Origin of the sequence: Bacillus cereus group sp. BfR-BA-01453, from assembly GCF_022662915.1 — a bacterium.
GTDB classification, from domain to species: Bacteria; Bacillota; Bacilli; order Bacillales; family Bacillaceae_G; genus Bacillus_A; species Bacillus_A paranthracis.
Genome location: NZ_JAKUEN010000001.1, coordinates 310841 through 331781, shown reverse-complemented (window position 1 = coordinate 331781; position 20941 = coordinate 310841). Strand labels below are relative to the sequence as shown.

Below are 20941 nucleotides of genomic sequence, written 5' to 3'. Positions count from 1 at the left end.
GTATAGACAACTACTCGTGCATATATTAAGATGGAATTAGGCGAATAAGGTAATAATAACAAGTAGGTATTTCATGGGAAAGGATCGATGAAAATGAAAACGCAAGTTGTCATCAATGCCAAAATTTATACAGGTCAAGAAGTAGTGGAAAACGGATTTATTCGTTACACAGAAACAATTAAAGAAATTGGTTTGATGGCTCAATATGTATCACAAGAAAATGAAGCGGTTTTAGATGCGGCAGGGAAAATTGTGATTCCAGGTATGATTGATGTTCATATTCATGGTGGATACGATATTGATGCGATGGATGCAAATAGCGATGGGTTAGTAACTCTAGGTAAAGAAATGTTAAAAGAAGGAGTTACAACTTACTTCCCAACAACAATGACACAAGCTCCAGAAGCAATCGAAGCAGCACTACATGCTGCGAAGGAAGCGAAAGAAAAAGGAGCACATTTCGAATATATTCACTTAGAAGGACCGTATGTTTCAAAGAAACGTGCAGGTGCACAACCACTTGAACATATTGTTCCTGCGAATATTGAACAATTTAAACAATGGCAGGAAGCAAGCGGAAATTTAATTAAATTAGTAACATATGCACCTGAAGAAGAAGGTGCGTTACAGTTTGAGCAATATCTTGCTGAAACTGGTGTTGTTGGCACAATGGGACATACCGATGCAATTGATGCGCAACTAAAAAATAGAAACATTACACATGCAACGCATTTATACAATCAAATGCGTGGATTACATCACCGTGAACCAGGAGTTGTTGGTCATGTGTTATTAAATCCAGATGTAATGGTTGAAGTAATTACAGATGGTATTCACATTCACCCGGATATGGTGAAATTAGCATATAAATTAAAAGGGCCGAAAAAAGTAAGTGTTATTACTGATGCAATGCGTGCAAAAGGTCTTGAAGATGGATTATATGAGCTTGGCGGACAGCCAGTACATGTAAAAGATGGTAGTGCTCGATTAGAAGATGGAACGTTAGCTGGTAGTATTCTAAAAATGGATCAAGCTTTCCGAAATGTAATTGAATTTACAGGTTGTTCAATCGAAGATGCAGTACTAATGACATCAGTGAACCAAGCAGAAGAGTTTGGATTAAATAATAAAGGTGCATTAGCGGTAGGAAAAGATGCAGACTTTGTTGTGATGAATGAAGATTTACATGTATATGATACGGTTCGTTTAGGAATTCATATGAAGGAAGGGAAGTAATGAAATGAATATTCTTGTTGTAAAAACTCCAGAAGAACTAGCAGAAGCAGGTTATAAATTAATTGAAGAAGTTGTAAAAACAAAAGAAAATCCAACATTAGGAATGGCTACAGGAAGCTCTCCATTAGGTATTTATGCAGAAATGCGAAAAAATAAACTTGATACAAGCCGTGTAACCACTGTAAACTTAGATGAGTACGTAAATTTACCACATGAAGATAAAAACAGCTATCACTATTTCATGCAAGAACAGTTGTTTGATCATCTTCCATTTAAACAAACTTATGTACCAAACGGGATGGCAAGTGATTTAGAGGAAGAGTGCAAACGTTACGAGGGCATTCTAGCTGCTAACCCAGTTGACCTACAGATTCTTGGAATCGGTGAAAACGGTCACATCGGATTTAACGAACCAGGAACACCGTTTAATTCTCCAACAAACATTGTTGAATTAACAGAATCTACACGCCAAGCAAACCTTCGCTTCTTCGAAAAAGAAGAAGATGTGCCAACTCATGCAATTACAATGGGAATTGGAAGCATTATGAAAGCGAAACAAATTCTACTTGTTGCTATGGGTTCTAAAAAGGCAGAAGCTGTTAAAGAATTATTGCAAGGTGCATATAGTGAAGCGTGTCCTGCTACAGTTTTACAACGTCATCCGAATGTAACCGTAATCGCTGATCAAGAAGCTCTATCTTTATGCAGTGAGGCGATTGCTGATGAACATCGACAAGTATTCACCATTTCCGATCTATTATCAGATTCAAGAGTGGGTGAAACAGCTAATTGAGGACGGCGAATGGAAGCCGGGAGATAAAATCCCATCTGAGAATGAACTTTGCGATAAGTTCGAAGTGAGTCGTATGACAATCAGACAGGCGATTAATAATTTAGTGGAACAAGGTTATTTATATCGGAAACGTGGAATCGGTACGTTTGTCCAACTTCCGAAAGTGGAACAAAAATTGCAAGGAATGACAGGATTCACGGAAGATATGATTTCTCGTGGGATGAACCCAAGTAGTCAATTATTAAGTTTCCGCCTAGTTCCAGCTACTGCGAAAATAGCAGACCGGCTGAGAATACAGGAGGGAGAGTCGGTTTATGAAGTGAGGCGTATTCGCTTAGCTGACGATGAACCGATTGCTTTTGAGACGACATATTTGTCGCCAGCTCTTGTAAAAGATATTAACGAAGAAATATTGCAACAATCTTTATATGAACATTTAGAGAAAAAACTGGGCTTCAAACTTGTTAGCGCTACTCAATCAATCGAAGCTTCAATTGCAACGGATAATGAAGCGGAACATCTGCATATTCCTAAAAAGGCGCCAGTGCTTGTAATGCGTCAATGGTCATATTCAGAAGGTGAAGTACCGTTAGAGTATGTGAAATGTATTTATCGTGGAGATCGTTATAAGTTTATTACAAACATCGCACGTAACAAATAATATATTTCAGTTTGTGAAGTACAGTAAATGTCAAATTGTTTAACATGTAAAGAAAAAATACGACTCATCCTTACAAGGAGTGAGTCGTATTTTTATTATGAGCAATTACGTGGTTAACAGCATCTTTAACTGTATTTACCACATAGTGAGCGTGTTCTTTTACTGCGTCATCTGCTTGAGCCATAGCAAAACTGTGAGGAGTTAAAGCAAACATTGGAATATCATTATAAGAATCCCCTATGCAAGCAACTTCCTCTGGTTGTAATTGAAACTCTTTTAATAAAACAGAAATAGCAGAACCTTTACTAATATTAGGTGGCATTACATCTAAGCATTGTTCTGCTGAAATGAACGTACTAACTTTTCCATGAAATTTTTCATCAATTTTTTTCTGAAGGAGTTGTAAGCTCTCCTTTGTTCCACCGACAGAAATTTTATTCGGGAAAATTGTATCATCTATTTTCTGTAATAAATTTGGTTCTTCGACAGAAGTCATCGTTACTTGTTGCTCAAGTTCGTGAATAAACGGTGTTTTTTCTTCAATGTAGTAATTATGTTCATCGCTAACATAACGGAAATAAGGATCTTCATTCGTCATGTGTAACAACTCAGGAAGAATGCTGGAATCAAAAGTTGCAGATAATAGCTGCTTATTTTCATTTGTATATACAAAAACACCATTAACACTAATGCGGTGGAAATTTGTATTTACAGCTTTCATTAAGTCTGCAATTTCATTATCAAGTCGGCCAGAAGCGAAACAAAGAATCACATTTTGTTCAGCAAGACTACGAAGCGCTACAATATCCTGTTCGTCAATTAAACCTCCGTGTTGCATCATTGTACCGTCGATATCACTTACAAACATTTTAATCATGTTGTTATCTCCTTTCTATGTACAGTTGCTCTTACATTATACGCATCATATATAAACATGTCTAAAAAATGAATTTTTATGAAATGGTAGATGTTTTACATTGACGACAAAGAAGAATGTTCTGTAACATAAAAGCAGGCTATTTAAGTACGAGGGTGGTGTTATATGAGTAATTATCTAGAAATTAAAAAAGTTTTAAATAATAATGTCATCATTGCTAGCCATCCTGAACATGAGGAAGTAGTAGTGATTGGTAAAGGAATTGGATTTGGGAAAAAAGCGAAAGATGTATTGGAGCAAGAACAAATTGAAAAAATGTTTGTTCTAAAAAATGAACGTGATCGTGAACAATACAAACTGCTAGTTCCACATGTGAGTGAAAAATTAATTGAATTAATGAATGATATTATGTTCTATATTCAAGAAAAAGCAAAATCTCCATTGAATGAACATATTCATATCGCTTTAACAGATCATATTTCTTTTGCAATTAAGCGTTTAAAACAAGGGTTTACAATTGATAATCCTTTTTTAGTTGAAACGAAAATGCTCTATCCAGAGGAATATAAAATTGCTGAAGGTGTTGTAAACCTTTTAAATTCTCGTTTGCAAATTACATTGCCAGAAGGAGAAATCGGGTTTATTGCACTCCATATTTACAGTTCACTTACAAATTCAGATTTATCTTCAGTTAATCAAAACTCCCGTCTCATTGCACAGCTTGTATCTTTAATTGAGACGAACTTACAAATTACATTAGACCAAGAAAGTATTCACTATTTACGCCTTATTCGTCATCTTCAATATGCTATTGAGAGGGTGAAAAAAGGAGAAAAAGTAGAGGAATCGCAAAGTTTTGCTGATTTATTAAAGGCGGAATATCCTGTCTGTTATAATTTAGCTTGGAAGCTAGTTAAGGTTATGCAAAAAGAATTGCAACTTCCTGTTTATGAAGCAGAGAGTATATATTTAACGATGCACCTGCAGCGCTTAGTGAAGGCAGAGCATGTGTAAAAAGACATATATTTTTGTCGAAAATGAAAACGTTAAAAAAAATCATTGAATCGCTTACAATAGTTATGTATAATAACTATTGCAAAGTTATACAAATTTCGACAAACACATTAAGGTATAAAACGAAAACGTTTGCCTTAATTATAGTGAACTTATACGTAAACCTATTTTTGACACGTGTTACTGATTCGATCAGGCATGAGTGGAGAAAAGTAAGGAATGTAAGCTAGAGAAAGGGATATACTACCCTTTGTATAGCTATCGTTCTATCTTTTTTTCCTCATGTCTTTTTGGCGTTTGTCGGAAGGTATCAATATAGATAAGAGAGGAAGGGTTTCCATGTTTAAGAAGATCTTTGGTGTTCTTCAAAAAGTCGGAAAAGCGTTAATGCTTCCAGTTGCGATTTTACCGGCAGCAGGTATTTTACTTGGATTTGGTAATGCATTTCAAAATCCACAGTTAACAAATGTTATTCCTGCATTAAAAGCAGATTGGTTCGTAATGGTAGCAAAAATTATGGAACAATCTGGTGATATTATTTTCGCTAACCTTGCATTATTATTTGCAGTTGGGGTAGCAATTGGTTTAGCTGGTGGAGACGGAGTAGCTGGTTTAGCAGCGTTCGTTGGCTACTTAATTATGAACAAAACGATGAGTGTGTTCTTAGAAGTAGATAAGCTAGTGAAAGTAACAAGTTCTGGAGCAGACCCAGTAAAAATTGGATTTGCAGATCCAGCGTATGCAAACGTATTAGGAATTCCAACGCTACAAACTGGAGTGTTTGGTGGTATTATCGTCGGTATAGTAGCGGCATATTGCTATAATAAATACTTCAACATTGAATTACCATCATACTTAGGTTTCTTTGCAGGTAAGCGTTTCGTACCGATCGCAACTGCAACATTCTCTTTAATAGTAGGTATTATCATGTGCTTCGTTTGGCCATACATTCAAGGTGGCTTAAACACGTTCTCACATCAAATGATTGATGCAAATAGAACGTTAGCAGCATTTATTTTCGGTTTAATTGAACGTTCATTAATTCCATTTGGATTACATCACATTTTCTATTCACCGTTCTGGTTCGAATTCGGTCAGTATACAAATGCGGCTGGCGAATTAATTCGTGGTGACCAAAAAATCTTTATGGCACAGTTAAAAGACGGTGTAGAATTAACAGCAGGTACATTTACAACTGGTAAGTATCCGTTCATGATGTTCGGTCTTCCAGCAGCAGCTTTAGCAATGTACCATGAAGCACGTCCAGAAAACAAAAAATTAGCAGCTGGTATTTTAGGTTCTGCTGCATTAACATCTTTCTTAACAGGTATTACAGAGCCACTTGAATTTTCATTCTTATTCGTAGCACCAGTATTATTCGGAATTCACGCTGTATTCGCTGGTCTATCATTTATGACAATGCAAATTTTAGGTGTTAAAATTGGTATGACATTCTCTGGTGGTTTAATCGACTTCCTATTATTCGGTGTACTACCAGGCCGTACGGCATGGTGGTGGGTAATTGTTGTTGGTCTTGTACTAGCAGTTATTTACTACTTCGGATTCCGCTTTGCAATCCGTAAATGGAATCTAAAAACACCTGGTCGTGAAGTAACAAATGCGAATGACGGCGCAGGGAAAGCAGAAGCTGGTGAACTTCCTCGTGAAGTACTAGTAGCACTTGGTGGTAAAGAAAACATTGCTTCTTTAGACGCTTGTATTACTCGTTTACGTGTTCAAGTTAACGAACAAAAGAATGTAAACAAAGATCGTTTAAAAGAGCTTGGAGCAGCTGGTGTACTTGAAGTTGGAAATAACATTCAAGCTATTTTTGGACCGAAATCTGACACATTAAAATCACAAATTCACGATATTATGTCAGGTCGTACACCTCATGTTGAAAAAGAAGAGCCTGTAAAAGTAGAAGAAGCTCCTCAAAAAGTTGATGAAAACGAAACAATCGTTTCACCAATTGAAGGGAAAATCCTACCAATTACAGAAGTACCTGATCAAGTATTCTCAGGAAAAATGATGGGGGACGGATTTGCAATTGAGCCGACAGAAGGAACAGTAGTTTCTCCAGTTAACGGTGAAATTGTCAACGTATTCCCTACAAAACATGCAATTGGTATTCAATCTGAAGGCGGAAAAGAAATTTTAATCCACTTCGGTATTGATACTGTAAAATTAAATGGTGAAGGTTTTGAAGCACTTGTAGCGCAAGGTGACAAAGTGAAACAAGGACAGCCATTATTAAAAGTAGATCTTGCATTTGTAAAAGAAAATGCACCATCTATCATTACACCAATTGTATTTACGAATTTACAACAAGGGCAACAAGTCGAATTGAAAAAAGATGGAAATGTTAAGAAGGGCGAAAACGCTATTATTGACATTCAGTAGGAATTTGACGCAAAATGTTTATAATTATAATAGGCGATGTGGTTGACCGAACATCGCCTATTATATACAATAGATGATGTAGTACTCACGTCTATACAACTAAAAAATACTGTAATTTAAAGGAGATAAATTATCATGGAAAAAATCTTTAAAGTAACTAGCGACTCAGGAATTCATGCACGTCCAGCAACTCTACTTGTAAACACTGCAAGCAAATTTGGTTCTGACATTAACTTAGAGTATAACGGAAAGAACGTTAACTTAAAATCAATCATGGGCGTTATGTCTTTAGGTATTCAACAAGGCGCGGAAATTAAAATCACTGCAAATGGTGATGATGCAGCTCAAGCACTAGCAGCTATCGAAGAAACTATGAAAAACGAAGGATTAGGAGAATAATGACTCTTAACATTCAAGGGATCGCTGCATCAAGTGGGATTGCTATTGCAAAGGCTTTCAGACTTGAAAATCCTGAATTTAACATCGAAAAGAAATCAATTACAAACGAAGCTGCAGAAATTGCACGCTTAGAAGCTGCGCTTGAGAAAGCAAAAACTGAATTAGAAGCTATTAAGGACCACGCTTTTGCTGAGCTAGGTGCTGACAAAGCTGCGATCTTTGAAGCACATTTATTAGTGTTAAATGATCCAGAACTAGTAAACCCAGTAAAAGATAAAGTAAATAGCGAAAAAGTAAATGCTGAATTTGCAATGGATGAAGTTGCATCAATGTTTATTTCTATGTTTGAAAACATGGATAACGAATATATGAAAGAACGTGCTGCGGACATTCGTGACGTAACAAAACGTGTTCTTGCACATTTACTAGGCATTAACTTCTCAAATCCAGGTACAATTTCTGAAGAAGTAATCATTATTGCTGAAGATTTAACACCATCTGATACAGCTCAGTTAAACCGTAAGTATGCAAAAGGTTTTACAACTGATATCGGTGGACGTACATCTCACTCTGCAATTATGGCTCGCTCTATGGAAATTCCAGCTGTTGTTGGTACGAAAGTTGTTATGGAGAAAATCCAAAACGGCGATATCGTAATCATCGATGGTTTAGATGGAGAAGTAATTGTTAATCCATCAGAAGAAACTCTTCGCTCGTTTGAAGAAAAGAAAGCGAAATTTGAAGAGCAAAAAGCTGAATGGGCAAAATTAAAAGACCAAGCTACTGTAACAAGTGATGGACATCACGTTGAGCTTGTTGCAAATATCGGAACACCAAATGATGTACAAGGTATTATCGATAATGGCGGAGAAGGCGTTGGTTTATACCGTACAGAATTCTTATACATGGGCCGTGACAATCTTCCAACAGAAGAAGAGCAGTTCGAAGCGTATAAAGCAGTTCTTGAAGGTGTAAAAGAAGGTCAACCTGTTGTTGTTCGTACACTTGACATCGGTGGAGATAAAGAGCTTCCATACTTACATTTACCAAAAGAAATGAACCCATTCTTAGGATACCGTGCAATTCGCTTATGTCTTGATGAGCAAGATGTGTTCCGTACACAACTTCGTGCATTACTTCGTGCTAGCGTATACGGTAACTTAAAAATTATGTTCCCAATGATTGCAACTCTTGATGAGTTCCGTCAAGCGAAAGCGATCTTATTAGAAGAGAAAGCAAAACTTGTAGAAGCGGGTACAACTGTTTCTGATTCTATTGAAGTTGGTATGATGGTTGAAATCCCAGCTTCAGCAGTATTAGCAGATCAATTCGCAAAAGAAGTTGATTTCTTCTCTATCGGAACAAACGACTTAATTCAATACACAATGGCTGCAGACCGTATGAACGAACAAGTATCTTACTTATACCAACCATATAACCCATCTATTTTACGTCTTGTAAAAATGGTTATCGATGCTGCTCATAAAGAAGGCAAATGGGCTGGTATGTGTGGTGAGATGGCGGGCGATTCACTTGCTATCCCATTATTATTAGGATTAGGTTTAGATGAGTTCAGTATGAGTGCAACATCTATTCTTCCTGCAAGAACACAACTAAGCAAGTTGTCAAAAGCAGAAATGGAAACATTAGCAGAAAAAGCATTAATGATGTCAACTGCTGAAGAAGTTGTTGAACTAGTTAAAAGTATATAATCAATAAAAAAACCTGAGTCGATTTGAAATCGGTCTCAGGTTTTTTCTATGAGAAAAGTAAAACTTATTTTCTTACTCTTGAAGATAAGGAACAAAATTAGATAGCGACAGCAACGATATCAGCTGGGCATACACGTAAAATACCAGTAAAAGTATTTCGGTTTTGATTGTGCTTATCGTCTTTATTGTTATCTTTGTTATCTTTGTCATTACGAGCTAAAGCAGAGAAAAGAGCAACACCGTTACAGAAACCTTCAAAAATTACATTGTTGAAAGATCCAACACCTTTAACGCTTAATAGAGAAAGCTCTGTTCCAACTGAAATGCTAGCAAGTACGTTACATACAGCTGGTTGTTGTGGTCTAACTACTTCTCTCTCTTTCTCTTTCTCATGATGTCTGCACTCTCTTTCATGATGATGACAGTCTCTAAAGTTATCACAGCATCCAAATGATCCAAACATAATCCTCATCACCCCCTTCACACTTATAATCTATGTAAGTTCGGTAGTGAGTGACTGGACAGAGAGTGGAATTTTTTCTAGGGGAATTTCTCATTTTAAAAGACTAGCTGGGTGTTTATTACGGAATGATGTTTAAAATAGGATAGATATCACAAAAAAGTGTAAAGACCACCGAAATGAATGAAATAGGTAGCCTTTACACTTTTTTGCTTTTATATAAAACGATGATATATACAGGAAGAGCTAACAGTAGCGGTACAATGGATCGTGCAGTATGTTTTTCTGATTCTAATTGGAATGCTTCTTCTTTTGGAAATTGTAAAACTGAAATATTTGCAGCATCGCCAATAAAATATAGAAGCAGTACAGTTACTATGTAACATAAAAGTGCAATAAAGCTTCCGTATGAACTCAATGAAAATCCCTCTCTTGTTATCTATTTGTTATCATTGTATCATAATTGTAACAAAAACACACGGTTATATTTCGATACTTTAACAAAATTCGACACGAAACGTCATTTATATGTATGCGAATAGCATGAAATTTACTGTTTTTTATGTGTGGATGTCGAATCATACATTTTAGTATTACGGATGTGTGACAGAATAAAAAAAGAAACGAAGGTAATGAAATTACCTTCGTTTCTTTTTTATTCGTATGAAAGGGCAGTAAGACCCTCACACTGATTCAAGTTTCACTTTATTATTTTGCCCATTCACTCACTTGTTCTACGCTCATTCGTGGTGCAGGATGGCCTTTTAAAGTTGATTCCCCAATTGTAATAAGCATAATTGGTACGTAGCGAGATGAAACATTGAATTCTTCTGTAAGTGCTTGTGGGTTGAAACCACCAATCGCACAAGTATCCCAGCCAGTTGCTTTAGCTGCAAGCATAAGTTGCATTGCTGCTAAAGATGCATTTGAAAAGGCTGCATCTCTTGGGAATTGCTCACGGGCATATGCAGACTCAATATTTTTAGCTAAGCGTTCTTTTGCTTCTGCTTTCATAAATCCTTGTTCTACAATTGGACCATAAACGGGTTCAACGTTTTTATAAGCTTCTAAATCACCTAAAATAGCGACTACAGCAGAAGCATCAAGAATTTGTTGTTGGTTATAAGCAATTGGATGTAATCGTTTCTGTACATCTTCACCTTGGAATACAAGGAATTTCCAATGCTGTAAATTCCAAGCAGAAGGTGCTTGAGCAGCTCCCTTTAAAATCTCGTGTAACTCTGTAGATGAAATTTCTTTCTCTGGGTTGAATGCACGTGTAGATGTGCGTTCATATAAAACATTAAAAAAGTTTTCGTTTGTCATTATATATCCTCCAAATTACATATCAAATTATGAAAAAAATACATGTAATATATTCTACTTACATTTTGTAAGTTATCGAATTTAAGAATATAATATCTTTATTTTAATTGTCAAGTTTTCAAGCGGAAGCTAGGGCATTCATACAAACGATACAATTCCTATAATCATACACTAAAAAAGGAATTTATAGAGTGAAAAAGCAAAGATAACATTCTCAATTAGCTTGTTAACATGTATCCCTCACTCATTAAAGTTTTTAGAGAACAGTTTTTTATAAAATGTTTGTGAGGAATTCTGTAGAACAAGATATATGAAGTGAGTGAAGACTAGTGATGAACATACTACATTTTTTATTAGAGAATACGGTTTTCCAAAATGTATTACAAGATCTTCAGTTAAATGTCCTTTATATAGAAAATGGATGCACACATCAACAAACGATAGAAAATATCCATCCAAAATGTATGTTTATAGCAAATAGTTTTGAAGAAGGAGAAGTATTATTTCAGAGGACTAAACCACATATTGTAATTATGTATGTAACAGATTTTTCTCAAATAAAATATATAAAGAATATGTATAATCCACAGAGTATATTTATTGTCATTTGGGATCAACAAATAACAAGCGAGTTTGCAGAGGTGCTTACGTTAGGAATACGTAATATTGTGATAGCCCCTGTGACTCCGCAAATGGTGTTAGAGGAAGTAAATAAAAGTTTATATCAGCTTTCTTTAGTGCGGCAAGTAAGTTTGCAACAAGAACTACTTCAAACGATGTTTGATTTTCGAAATGATCTATTATTTATAGTAGAAGACGATGAGATTGTTGATTGTAATACAAATTTTTTAGAGTTTTTCGGATATGAAAATTTGTTTGCTTATCGTGAGCAACATTTAGTATTTGCTGAACATCTTATTAGAGAAAATGGATACTATTCAACAACTCATGATATAACATGGTTAGATGATACATTATCATATGATAGACGAATTAAGATGTCCAACTATGAAGGGGAAGTGTCAACTTTTTTATTGCGTGCGACACCATTGCCAGAAGATTTATCAAGATTTATTGTGAAGTGTACAGAGATTACCGAATTAGATGAAATCTATCAAGAACAAGAAAGACTTGCTATGATAGATTCGTTAACAGAGATTTATAATCGTTTGAAATTCCAACAAATACTCGAGGCAGAATGGGATAATGCGATGCGTAATAATGAAAACATAGCACTTATTTTATTTGATATAGATAATTTTAAAGCAGTAAATGACACGTATGGCCATGATTTTGGTGACTTAGCATTAATTGAGCTTGCAGAGCTCATGAAATCTAAAGTGGAGCAGCAACATGTATTTGCTAGGTGGGGAGGAGAAGAATTTATTATTTTAGTAACGAATACAGTAGAAAAAGAAGCATTTCAAGTTGCGGAATCATTACGATTTTTCATTGAAACAAAGCAATTCTCAGGAATTTCGAAATTAACAGCGAGCTTTGGAGTTGCATTATATGAAAAAGGGATTACAAGAGAAGAATTAATGCAACGAGCGGATATTGCATTATATGAAGCGAAAAAAAATGGGAAAAATCAAGTGTGTGTATATAGAAAAGAAAAAAAGTGATTTTTCGCAACAAATTGTTGCGATTTTTTTTTATTACTTGATAATAGAGTGTAGGGGGGATTTTGAACGAAGGAATTATGGAGGAACAAAATGATAAAAAAAATAATGATGATAGTTTCAATATGTGCAGTAGTTTGTGGAGGAGTATACTATTTTCTCTATAATTCTAATATAAAGGAAAATAAAGAATTAACAACTAAGGTGAATCCTGCTGTTGAATCAGAAGTACAAGAGAATATAGAAGAAGAAAAAAAAGAAAAGCAAATTGATTACGCTAGCATATCTCAAAAATTAGATCAATATTTAGTCGGAAAGCAATTCAATGGAACAGTTTTGGTAACAGACAAAGAGCATGTTATATTGAATAAAGGATATGGGTATGCTGATGTTCAAAATAAAATAGAAAATACGCCTCACACAAAATATCGTATCGGTTCTATTACGAAAACAGTTGTGGCTACATCTATTTTACAACTGCAGGATCAAGGTAAGCTAAATATTCAAGATAATGTAAATAAATATATTCCTTCATTTCCGGAGAATAAAAATATTACGTTATATCATTTATTAACGCATACCTCTGGTTTACCTGAACACGCAAAAGGCAATGTTAATGCTGCTTCCCGTTTACAGTTAATGAATTGGATTGGACGTCAAAATTTAGAATTTCCTGCAGGAACAGGTTGGAGATATACAGATTATAATTATATGGTGCTTGCCTATATAATAGAACATATATCGAAAAAACCTTTAGGAGATTATATAAAAGAAAATATATTTACAAAAGCAGATATGCATGAATCTGGTATGGGAAATATGGTACCTGGAGATAAAAATTTTACAAAGGGTTATGTGAAAAAAAATCAAGAGCTTGTACCAGCGCAGAAGGTAGGCATGGATTGGCTATATGGTTGTGGTGAGATGTATACGACAGTTGGAGATATGAAGAAATTAGACGAAGCAATTATAAATGGAAAACTTCTTTCTGAACAAAGTATACAAGCGATGTTTTCACCTTCAACAGAACGAAAATATGCATTTAGTTTTTACATATATCCGGATTATTTTCATAATCATGGTGTACTATCTGGTTGGAACACTTTCAATAATTTTAATAAAGAAAAAGGGATTTTTGTTATTTTATTTTCAAATGTGAAAAATAGTATGGATGATGACTTCAATAAAGATTTCCGAAAGATGGTAAGTGATTTATTAGAACAAAGGGGATGAGAAAATGAAACATAAAAATGTATCAATTGGTTTCATTGGTATTGGTGTAATGGGAAAAAGTATGGTGCGTCATTTCATGCAAGACGGTCATACAGTATATATATATAATAGAACAAAATCGAAAACAGACTCTTTAGTGCAAGATGGTGCAAATTGGTGTGATACACCGAAAGAGTTAGTAAAGCAAGTTGATGTTGTAATGACTATGGTTGGGTATCCACATGATGTAGAAGAAGTGTACTTTGGGATAGATGGAATTTTGGAGAATGCAAATGAAGGCACGATTGCAATTGATTTCACGACATCTACACCAACATTGGCAAAACGTATTAATGAAACTGGTAAAAGTAAGAATGTATATACGTTAGATGCACCTGTATCTGGAGGAGACGTTGGTGCGAAAGAAGCAAGACTCGCAATTATGGTCGGTGGAGAGAAAGAAATATATGATAGATGTTTACCGTTATTTGAAAAACTAGGAACAAATATTCAGTTGCAAGGGCCTGCTGGAAGTGGACAACATACAAAAATGTGCAATCAAATTGCGATTGCTTCTAATATGATTGGAGTATGTGAAGCTGTTGCTTATGCGAAAAAGGCTGGATTAGATCCTGATAAAGTATTGGAGAGTATTTCAACGGGAGCAGCAGGTAGCTGGTCATTAAGTAATTTAGCTCCTCGAATGTTAAAGGGAGATTTTGAACCAGGTTTTTATGTAAAGCATTTTATGAAAGATATGAAGATCGCGTTAGATGAGGCTGAAAGATTACAATTACCAGTACCAGGTTTAAGTTTGGCGAAGGAATTGTATGAAGAGCTAATAAAAGATGGGGAAGAAAATAGCGGAACACAAGTGTTATACAAAAAATATGTAAGGGGGTAAATGAGATGGATCTTCAAAAATTTGATGAGATGATTGATACTGTACAAAGAGCAACATGTATACAAATTAATGAAAAACAAAAAGAAGCTTTTAAACAAAAATATGATTTTGAACCGAATTTCGAATATGGAAGAGATGAGAAAGGGCATTATGTTATTCGAACTTCAAAAAAGATGCTAGAAGAAATGGAATTTTATTTGGCATTGAAATATGATCGAGATGGAGTTGACCTTTACATGGAAGCGGAGATTGATGGTATATATCATGTATCTGTTAGCTATAGTGAAGACGCTTTGCACCTACAAGAATTGTTTCAATTTCTAGAAGAAAAAAAATAAAAGTCCTCATTTGAGGACTTTTATTTTTAATTTTGTAATTATAAGCTAGAAGCCCGGCGGCATCGTTCAATTGGGAATGGAATAACTTGCGCGATGTGATTAGGACCGAATTGTTTTGTACGAGCATGGCGTACTATATAAAATGCACAGAGAATTGAAACAGGAATAGCACCGAATAAACCAAAAAGTAAAGCGCTTACACAAGATGCAACAAAACCTAAAACACCAACTTCTAACTCTTCCATAATAGCTCCTAGAATAATAGGAAGTGCTCCACACGTAACCCCTAGTATAAGTGCGATAAGTAAACTCATGATTCTCCCCCTCTGTTTGCGATTTTCTTTTCCTTCTTAGTTAATTGTAGTATATCATACATAAAACAGAATTTTCAGAAAAAGTTCAAAAAAAGTTCAATAAATGTTCAAAAAGTCTTAATAAATATACTTGAAAAATTGAAGGGAGAGATTGTACTGAAAAGAAGGAATAATACGGTTAGAACCATAAAAAATCAGGCTTATTTCAAAATGAAATAAGCCTGTTCCATAGGAGGATGTATATATGTAGAGTGAATAAAAGGTTGGAAAAGGGGGTCCAAGGCCTTTTATTCAACTAACTACCTTAATAGATTGGAACCCAGCCTTCAGTTGTAACAAAAATACGAATAGCTACAACTTGACGATCATCTTGCAAGGTAAAATAATGTCTTGCATTTTCAGGAACAGATATGAGATCGCCTGGCTCAAGTTCAACGTCAAAGAATATCCCATCTTTCCCTTCAATGGCAAAGATGCCATGCCCACTAACAATAAAGCGAACTTCATCATCAGTATGATGGTGTTCTTTTTGAAAATTAATTAATAATTCGTCAAGGTTAGGTGTGCTATTTGAAAGTGAAATTACATCATGTGCTTTATAACCTCGGCGTGCTGAAACATCAGCAATTTCTTTTGAAAACACAGCTAATATTTCAGCTTTGTTTTCATCTGTTAATGAGTAATTTTCTTTTAAATGAGTAGGAAGTTTGGAAATATTCCATTTCTCATATAAAACGCCTTCCTCTTGTAGAAATTTTGATACTTCCACTTCATTTTCAATGCGAGTATTTATTTCATGAATACGAATTTGCGCCATTAGAAACGCCTCCTTGAATTGATAATAGTTTTATATGAAATTGGAATAAAAACTCATAAGCTTCTAATCTTTTCTTTGCATCAAAGCTATCTCGGCCCCATACGGTAATACCATGGTTACGGATTAATACTGCCCCCGAATCTCCTTGTATATGCTTGCGGAAGTTTTCTCCAAGCGTTGGGATATGAGCATGGTTTTCGATAATAGGAATGTGAATTGTTGCATCTTCTTCCCAAATATCGAGAGCTTTAATAATTTCTTGATTTTGAAGTGTGACTGCATCACTATATAAATTTGTGATAACATTGTTATCAGTTGTATGAACATGAAGGACGCACCCGGCATTCGTATTGTTATAAATATGTGTATGCAAGATTGTTTCTGCTGAAGGGCGTAATTCAGTCTCTAATACGGGAACACCTAGATGATCTACTAATAGAAAATCATCTGGAGTCGTTTTTGTTTTATCTTTACCACTTGCTGTAATGAGAAAAGTGAGTGGTTCATGACTAACCTTTATAGAAATATTACCACTCGTTGCTGGAAACCAATTTCGTGTCGTTAATTCTTTTTTTATCTCGCTTAAGTCATACCATTGACGAAAAAGTTGTTTCATAATTTCACCTCCAACAAATGTTTTAATTCAGCTTGAACATCGTGAAATGTTTCAAATGGTGTATAAGAAATATGATTTTCCTCACATTTTGTAATAAGGAAATCACGAGCGAACACTTTATCCGCTTGTTTCGCAGCTTGTAAATCAGTAATTGAATCTCCAATTACAATATGGAAGTCATTCGTATCACTTAATTTACGGATGAGTGATGATTTACATAATCCGCAATGATTTTGACAATGATGATCACAAGGATGAGGCCAATTCACCGTAATGTATTCATTTGAAAAATCTGTTTTATTACAGTAAATTTGCTCTTTCGAAATGAGTCCTTGTAAGAGTGGATAGACGAAGAAATCCATTCCACCTGATATAACATAAAAGGAAATATTATTTTCATTTACAAATTGTATAAATTCATGAAAACCATTACGGATTTCAGCAGTCTCTATTAAAAATTGAATAATTTCATCGTGCAGATTAGTAGGTATGAATTGAAATAATTGAGAAACACCTTCTTGAATAGATAGCTCTTGTGATAAAATTTTATTCTTTACTTCTTCAGCTTCTGGTGGTGCGAATTTTTCCATAATGGACATAATGTTATCATTATTTGTAATCGTGCCATCGAAATCACAAAATATTTGAATACTCATAATTTCACCTCATGAGAGGGATTTCCCCATATTTGTAGTGCGCTATGCAAATTTATGTCATCTACTTCATGGAGTGGTTTATTTTGCAAAGTAGCATCAATTGCAGCACGGAAAGCTTTACCGCCGCCCTGCGCCCCATTTGGATGTCCATGTATTCCGCCACCAGCATTAATCACAACATCTTTACCGAAATCTCGTACAATAAAGGGAACGAAACCAGGGTGAATACCAGCAGAAGGAACAGAAAAGCTCTTCTTGAAACATGCATCGTCTTCAGTTAAATATTTTGAGATAGCAAGAGCTTCCTCTTTTTCTAGCGCAACACTTCCGTATGGAGATGGGAATAATGAAAAGTCAGCCCCAGCATAACGTAGCAGCTTTCCGAGTAATAATGGAGATGAAACTCCATATAACTTAGATGCAGAATAAGCACCACTTACAGCAGGGTGTGCCATAATAGGAACTGGGATTTCATCATCTTCTGCAAGTGATTGTAGTACATCTAGTCCGTAAGAGAATACGTTAAATAATAGAATATCGGCTCCAGCTTGCACTGCACGTTTCGCATTTTCTTTTAAATCAAAAGTTCGTCCTGTTAAATTTACGGCATATAACGTTTTATGTCCGTACGTTTCATATACGGATTGTAAAACTTCTTTTCCAGATATGATGCGTTTCGTAAGTGGTGTTAATGCATTTTCAAATAATATTTCATCATCTTTTACGATATCTACACCACCAATTGCTTGATCGCGTAATTGCGTTTTTAAATACCCAATATTTCGTCCAATCATTCCTTTAAAAATACTCATTAAAAGGGGACGATCATGTACTTGTAAAAGATTTCGAATACCATCTATCCCGAATTTTGGACCAGGAAACTGTTTTTTTAACTCGTCTGAAAAAGTTAAGTCAATTAATTTTACTTCGCCATCAAGTGATAGCTTTCCGAATGTAGTTGTTAAAATTGCTGGTAAATCCGGACTGAAATTTAATAACGGATATTCGATTTTAATAATTCCGCGTTTTACTTTTTTACGTAAATACGAATTGGTATGTTCATGTTCAGCTAATTCCTCAACATGAATGACGTTGCCTTTATGTTGTTTTAATTGTTCTTGCAATAAATGTGGCAAATGTGTCCAAGAGCCAATTGTTAAACCGAGTGCAATTTGCTCAGCTTTTTTTTCTAAGTTATGTGAATCATCATGGATTAAATATGTCGCTATAATTCCGCTCATTGTTATAACCTCCTAGTTAAATAAAAAAACCTCTCAGCTAAGGAGAGGTTTTTTTACAACCAGCTCCTTATCTGTCAGCGTAATGCTGCGAGAATTAGCACCGTGTCTACAATTGTAGATCGGTTGCCGGGTTTCGTCGGGCTCGTCCCTCCACCTGCTCTTGATAAGAAGTATTTAGAAATGTTTAAATTTTTAAGATAACTGAATTTTGTCAGATATTTTTCATGTTGTCAATTACTTTTTGAAAAAATTTAATTTATCGATTCGATTAATGGCTTCTCGTAATCTATCTTCTGTATGCAAGAGACCAACGCGGACGTACCCTTCACCATGCTCACCAAATCCAACACCAGGAGCAACTGCGACATGTGCTTTTTCTAGTAAAATATTAGAAAATTGCTCAGAAGTATATCCTTTTGGAACAGGAAGCCATGCAAAAAATGATCCTGTTGGAATGTCTACATTCCAACCAATTGAGTGACAAGCTGAAATAAGAGCGTTTCTTCGAGATTCATAACTATTTACAAGGTCTATTACGCAAGACTGCGAACTTAATAGTGCTTCGCGGGCAGCATCTTGAACTGCACCAAAAATACTAACATACATATGATCTTGTAATAAGTTAATGGTTTCAATGACACTTTCATTCCCTACTGCAAAAGCGATACGCCACCCAGCCATATTGAAAGTTTTCGATAGAGTATAAATTTCAATTCCTGTATCTTTAGCACCGTCTGCTTGTAAGAAACTAACTGGCTTTTGACCATCGAACCCTATAGCACCATAGGCAAAATCATGAACAACCAATATATTGTGTTTATTAGCAAATTGAATCGTTTCATCAAAAAAATCTTTTGATGCAGTAGCACCTGTAGGGTTATTTGGGTAGTTTAAAAACATTAATTTTGCACGCTCGGCAATAGAGTTGTCAATTTTTGTATAATCTGGTAAAAACTTATTTTCTGCAATAAGCGGCATTGTTTCAAATTGTGCTTTCGCTAAAGCAACTCCTGATAAATAATCTGGATAGCCTGGATCGGGAACGAGAATTGTATCACCAGGGTTTGTAAAGCAAACTGGTAATTCTACTAATCCAGCCTTTCCACCAAACAATATAGCAACTTCAGTTTTCGGATTTACTACTACATCATATTCACGTTGATAGAATGTTGCCACGGCTTCTTTTAAGCTTTCATGTCCGCGAAATGGCGGATATTTATGATGAATGGTCTTTTCTGCAGCATCTTGCAAAGCTTTTACGATATGCTGCGGTGTTGGTTGATCTGGATTACCTTGACCTAGATTAATAACATCGTGACCAGCTGCTACAACTTTGTTAACTTTTGCAACAAGTGAAGCGAAAAATTGTGTTGGCAATGATGTTACTATCTCAGAAGGTTGAAATGATTTCATACTTTCCACCTCTTTTGAAAGTTGTTACAATTCTAGTGACAAATGATATAATCTTTCCAGTATTTTGTAAAGAAAAAAATAAGAATGGGGCTGAAAAAATGAAAGTCGCATGTATTCAAATGGATATTGTCTTTGGAGATGTAGAAAAAAATATTGAGAATGCTAAAAATAAAATAAGTGAAGCGATGAAAGAAAGACCAGATGTTATTGTTTTACCAGAACTATGGACAACAGGTTATGATTTAACGAGACTCTCTGAAATTGCAGATAGGGATGGATTGGAAACGAAAGAAAAGTTGATAGAATGGTCGAAACAATATGGTGTACATATTGTTGGTGGTTCTATAGCAAAGCAAACGGAACAAGGTGTTACAAATACAATGTATGTTGTAACGAATAAAGGAGAACTAGTCAATGAATATAGTAAAGTGCATTTATTTCAGCTTATGGATGAACATAAATATTTAATCGCTGGAAATCGTACTGGTGAATTTAAGTTAGATGATGTAGAGTGCGCCGGCACCATTTGCTATGATATTCGTTTTCCGGAGTGGATGCGCGTTCATACTGCTAAAGGTGCAAAAGTTTTATTTGTTGTAGCTGAATGGCCATTAGTTCGTTTAGCGCATTGGCGTTTACTATTACAAGCAAGAGCAGTTGAAAATCAGTGTTATGTTGTAGCATGTAATAGGGCAGGGAAGGATCCAAATAATGAGTTTGCTGGCCATTCTTTAATTGTCGATCCTTGGGGTGAAGTTGTTGTAGAAGCGAATGAAGAAGAATCAATTCTATTTGGAGAGCTTACATTCGAGAAAATTAAAGAAGTACGCAAAGGAATTCCAGTTTTTGCAGATCGACGTCCAGAATTATACAAATAAAATGTTGACAAGTGATTTTTATTCTTGGTATAGTCTTCAACATAAAGTT

22 protein-coding genes and 1 riboswitch are annotated in these 20941 nt (G+C 35.2%); of the genes, 12 read left to right on the top strand and 10 right to left on the bottom strand.

Features of this window, described 5'->3' with window-relative positions:
- The first annotated feature begins 93 nt into the window (after window positions 1-93).
- The 3 genes from nagA to phnF are packed head-to-tail and all read left to right on the top strand — an operon-like array spanning window position 94 to window position 2690.
- On the top strand, window positions 94-1236 hold the full coding sequence (gene nagA / locus MR070_RS01640) for an N-acetylglucosamine-6-phosphate deacetylase (protein WP_041184248.1): 1143 nt from the start codon (window positions 94-96) through the stop codon (window positions 1234-1236).
- 4 nt (window positions 1237-1240) lie between these two features.
- Window positions 1241-2029, top strand: coding sequence for a glucosamine-6-phosphate deaminase (nagB, locus tag MR070_RS01635; RefSeq protein ID WP_001024206.1), 789 nt, complete (start codon window positions 1241-1243; stop codon window positions 2027-2029).
- Window positions 1959-2690, top strand: coding sequence for a phosphonate metabolism transcriptional regulator PhnF (phnF, locus tag MR070_RS01630; protein WP_002194085.1), 732 nt, complete (start codon window positions 1959-1961; stop codon window positions 2688-2690). Before nagB ends, phnF begins: the two co-directional genes overlap by 71 nt.
- Before the next feature lie 70 nt (window positions 2691-2760).
- Here phnF and MR070_RS01625 read toward each other — a convergent pair whose 3' ends face one another.
- Window positions 2761-3567 carry a Cof-type HAD-IIB family hydrolase gene (locus MR070_RS01625; protein WP_000594235.1) on the bottom strand — a complete coding sequence of 269 codons (807 nt, stop codon included), beginning with the start codon at window positions 3565-3567 and terminating at the stop codon, window positions 2761-2763.
- A gap of 165 nt (window positions 3568-3732) precedes the next feature.
- Between MR070_RS01625 and glcT the strand changes: the two genes are divergently transcribed.
- The 4 genes from glcT (at window position 3733) to ptsP (ending at window position 9095) form a co-directional block, all read left to right on the top strand.
- A complete protein-coding gene (gene glcT, locus MR070_RS01620) occupies window positions 3733-4581 on the top strand; it encodes a glucose PTS transporter transcription antiterminator GlcT (protein WP_000073863.1) in 849 nt (282 codons plus the stop codon).
- A 339-nt stretch (window positions 4582-4920) separates the two neighbouring features.
- A complete protein-coding gene (gene ptsG, locus MR070_RS01615) occupies window positions 4921-6984 on the top strand; it encodes a PTS glucose transporter subunit IIABC (protein ID WP_000473184.1) in 2064 nt (687 codons plus the stop codon).
- A 135-nt stretch (window positions 6985-7119) separates the two neighbouring features.
- Complete coding sequence (ptsH, locus tag MR070_RS01610) at window positions 7120-7383, top strand: phosphocarrier protein HPr (protein ID WP_000411079.1); 264 nt, start codon at window positions 7120-7122, stop codon at window positions 7381-7383.
- On the top strand, window positions 7383-9095 hold the full coding sequence (ptsP, locus tag MR070_RS01605) for a phosphoenolpyruvate--protein phosphotransferase (protein ID WP_000174221.1): 1713 nt from the start codon (window positions 7383-7385) through the stop codon (window positions 9093-9095). The genes ptsH and ptsP overlap by 1 nt, the downstream gene beginning before the upstream one ends.
- Before the next feature lie 97 nt (window positions 9096-9192).
- Here ptsP and MR070_RS01600 read toward each other — a convergent pair whose 3' ends face one another.
- From MR070_RS01600 to MR070_RS01590, 3 genes are all read right to left on the bottom strand, one after another.
- Window positions 9193-9558: a DUF3915 family protein gene (locus MR070_RS01600; protein ID WP_000468018.1), complete on the bottom strand. Its 366-nt coding sequence runs from the start codon at window positions 9556-9558 to the stop codon at window positions 9193-9195.
- A 196-nt stretch (window positions 9559-9754) separates the two neighbouring features.
- Entirely contained in the window at window positions 9755-9973 is a 219-nt protein-coding gene (locus MR070_RS01595) for a hypothetical protein (RefSeq protein WP_000100487.1), read from the bottom strand.
- A 290-nt stretch (window positions 9974-10263) separates the two neighbouring features.
- Window positions 10264-10881, bottom strand: a complete 618-nt coding sequence (locus tag MR070_RS01590; protein WP_242260431.1) for a nitroreductase family protein — start codon at window positions 10879-10881, stop codon at window positions 10264-10266.
- 332 nt (window positions 10882-11213) lie between these two features.
- Between MR070_RS01590 and MR070_RS01585 the strand changes: the two genes are divergently transcribed.
- The 4 genes from MR070_RS01585 to MR070_RS01570 all read left to right on the top strand — a co-directional run bounded on the left by MR070_RS01585 (window position 11214) and on the right by MR070_RS01570 (window position 14957).
- The gene (locus MR070_RS01585) at window positions 11214-12506 is read left to right on the top strand and encodes a GGDEF domain-containing protein (RefSeq protein WP_242260429.1); all 1293 of its coding nucleotides are present in this window, start codon (window positions 11214-11216) and stop codon (window positions 12504-12506) included.
- Between the two features lie 90 nt (window positions 12507-12596).
- Window positions 12597-13736, top strand: coding sequence for a serine hydrolase domain-containing protein (locus MR070_RS01580; RefSeq protein ID WP_000591952.1), 1140 nt, complete (start codon window positions 12597-12599; stop codon window positions 13734-13736).
- Window positions 13737-13740: 4 nt separating this feature from the next.
- Complete coding sequence (locus MR070_RS01575; protein WP_000681093.1) at window positions 13741-14619, top strand: NAD(P)-dependent oxidoreductase; 879 nt, start codon at window positions 13741-13743, stop codon at window positions 14617-14619.
- 5 nt (window positions 14620-14624) lie between these two features.
- Window positions 14625-14957, top strand: coding sequence for a DUF3909 family protein (locus tag MR070_RS01570; RefSeq protein WP_000365613.1), 333 nt, complete (start codon window positions 14625-14627; stop codon window positions 14955-14957).
- Between the two features lie 38 nt (window positions 14958-14995).
- Here MR070_RS01570 and MR070_RS01565 read toward each other — a convergent pair whose 3' ends face one another.
- The 6 genes from MR070_RS01565 to MR070_RS01540 all read right to left on the bottom strand — a co-directional run bounded on the left by MR070_RS01565 (window position 14996) and on the right by MR070_RS01540 (window position 20014).
- Window positions 14996-15271: a hypothetical protein gene (locus tag MR070_RS01565; protein ID WP_000054670.1), complete on the bottom strand. Its 276-nt coding sequence runs from the start codon at window positions 15269-15271 to the stop codon at window positions 14996-14998.
- A 304-nt stretch (window positions 15272-15575) separates the two neighbouring features.
- Window positions 15576-16088 (bottom strand): 1,2-dihydroxy-3-keto-5-methylthiopentene dioxygenase, encoded by a 513-nt coding sequence (locus MR070_RS01560; protein ID WP_139895626.1) that lies wholly within the window; start codon window positions 16086-16088, stop codon window positions 15576-15578.
- Complete coding sequence (locus MR070_RS01555; RefSeq protein WP_000811326.1) at window positions 16066-16704, bottom strand: methylthioribulose 1-phosphate dehydratase; 639 nt, start codon at window positions 16702-16704, stop codon at window positions 16066-16068. Before MR070_RS01555 ends, MR070_RS01560 begins: the two co-directional genes overlap by 23 nt.
- Window positions 16701-17360, bottom strand: a complete 660-nt coding sequence (mtnX, locus tag MR070_RS01550; protein WP_242260427.1) for a 2-hydroxy-3-keto-5-methylthiopentenyl-1-phosphate phosphatase — start codon at window positions 17358-17360, stop codon at window positions 16701-16703. Before mtnX ends, MR070_RS01555 begins: the two co-directional genes overlap by 4 nt.
- Window positions 17357-18601: a 2,3-diketo-5-methylthiopentyl-1-phosphate enolase gene (mtnW, locus tag MR070_RS01545; RefSeq protein ID WP_242260425.1), complete on the bottom strand. Its 1245-nt coding sequence runs from the start codon at window positions 18599-18601 to the stop codon at window positions 17357-17359. The genes mtnX and mtnW overlap by 4 nt, the downstream gene beginning before the upstream one ends.
- Before the next feature lie 64 nt (window positions 18602-18665).
- Window positions 18666-18771: riboswitch (SAM riboswitch) on the bottom strand.
- A 64-nt stretch (window positions 18772-18835) separates the two neighbouring features.
- Window positions 18836-20014, bottom strand: coding sequence for a pyridoxal phosphate-dependent aminotransferase (locus tag MR070_RS01540; protein WP_242260422.1), 1179 nt, complete (start codon window positions 20012-20014; stop codon window positions 18836-18838).
- 14 nt (window positions 20015-20028) lie between these two features.
- Between MR070_RS01540 and MR070_RS01535 the strand changes: the two genes are divergently transcribed.
- The gene (locus MR070_RS01535) at window positions 20029-20892 is read left to right on the top strand and encodes a carbon-nitrogen family hydrolase (RefSeq protein ID WP_025991622.1); all 864 of its coding nucleotides are present in this window, start codon (window positions 20029-20031) and stop codon (window positions 20890-20892) included.
- Window positions 20893-20941 lie beyond the last annotated feature (49 nt).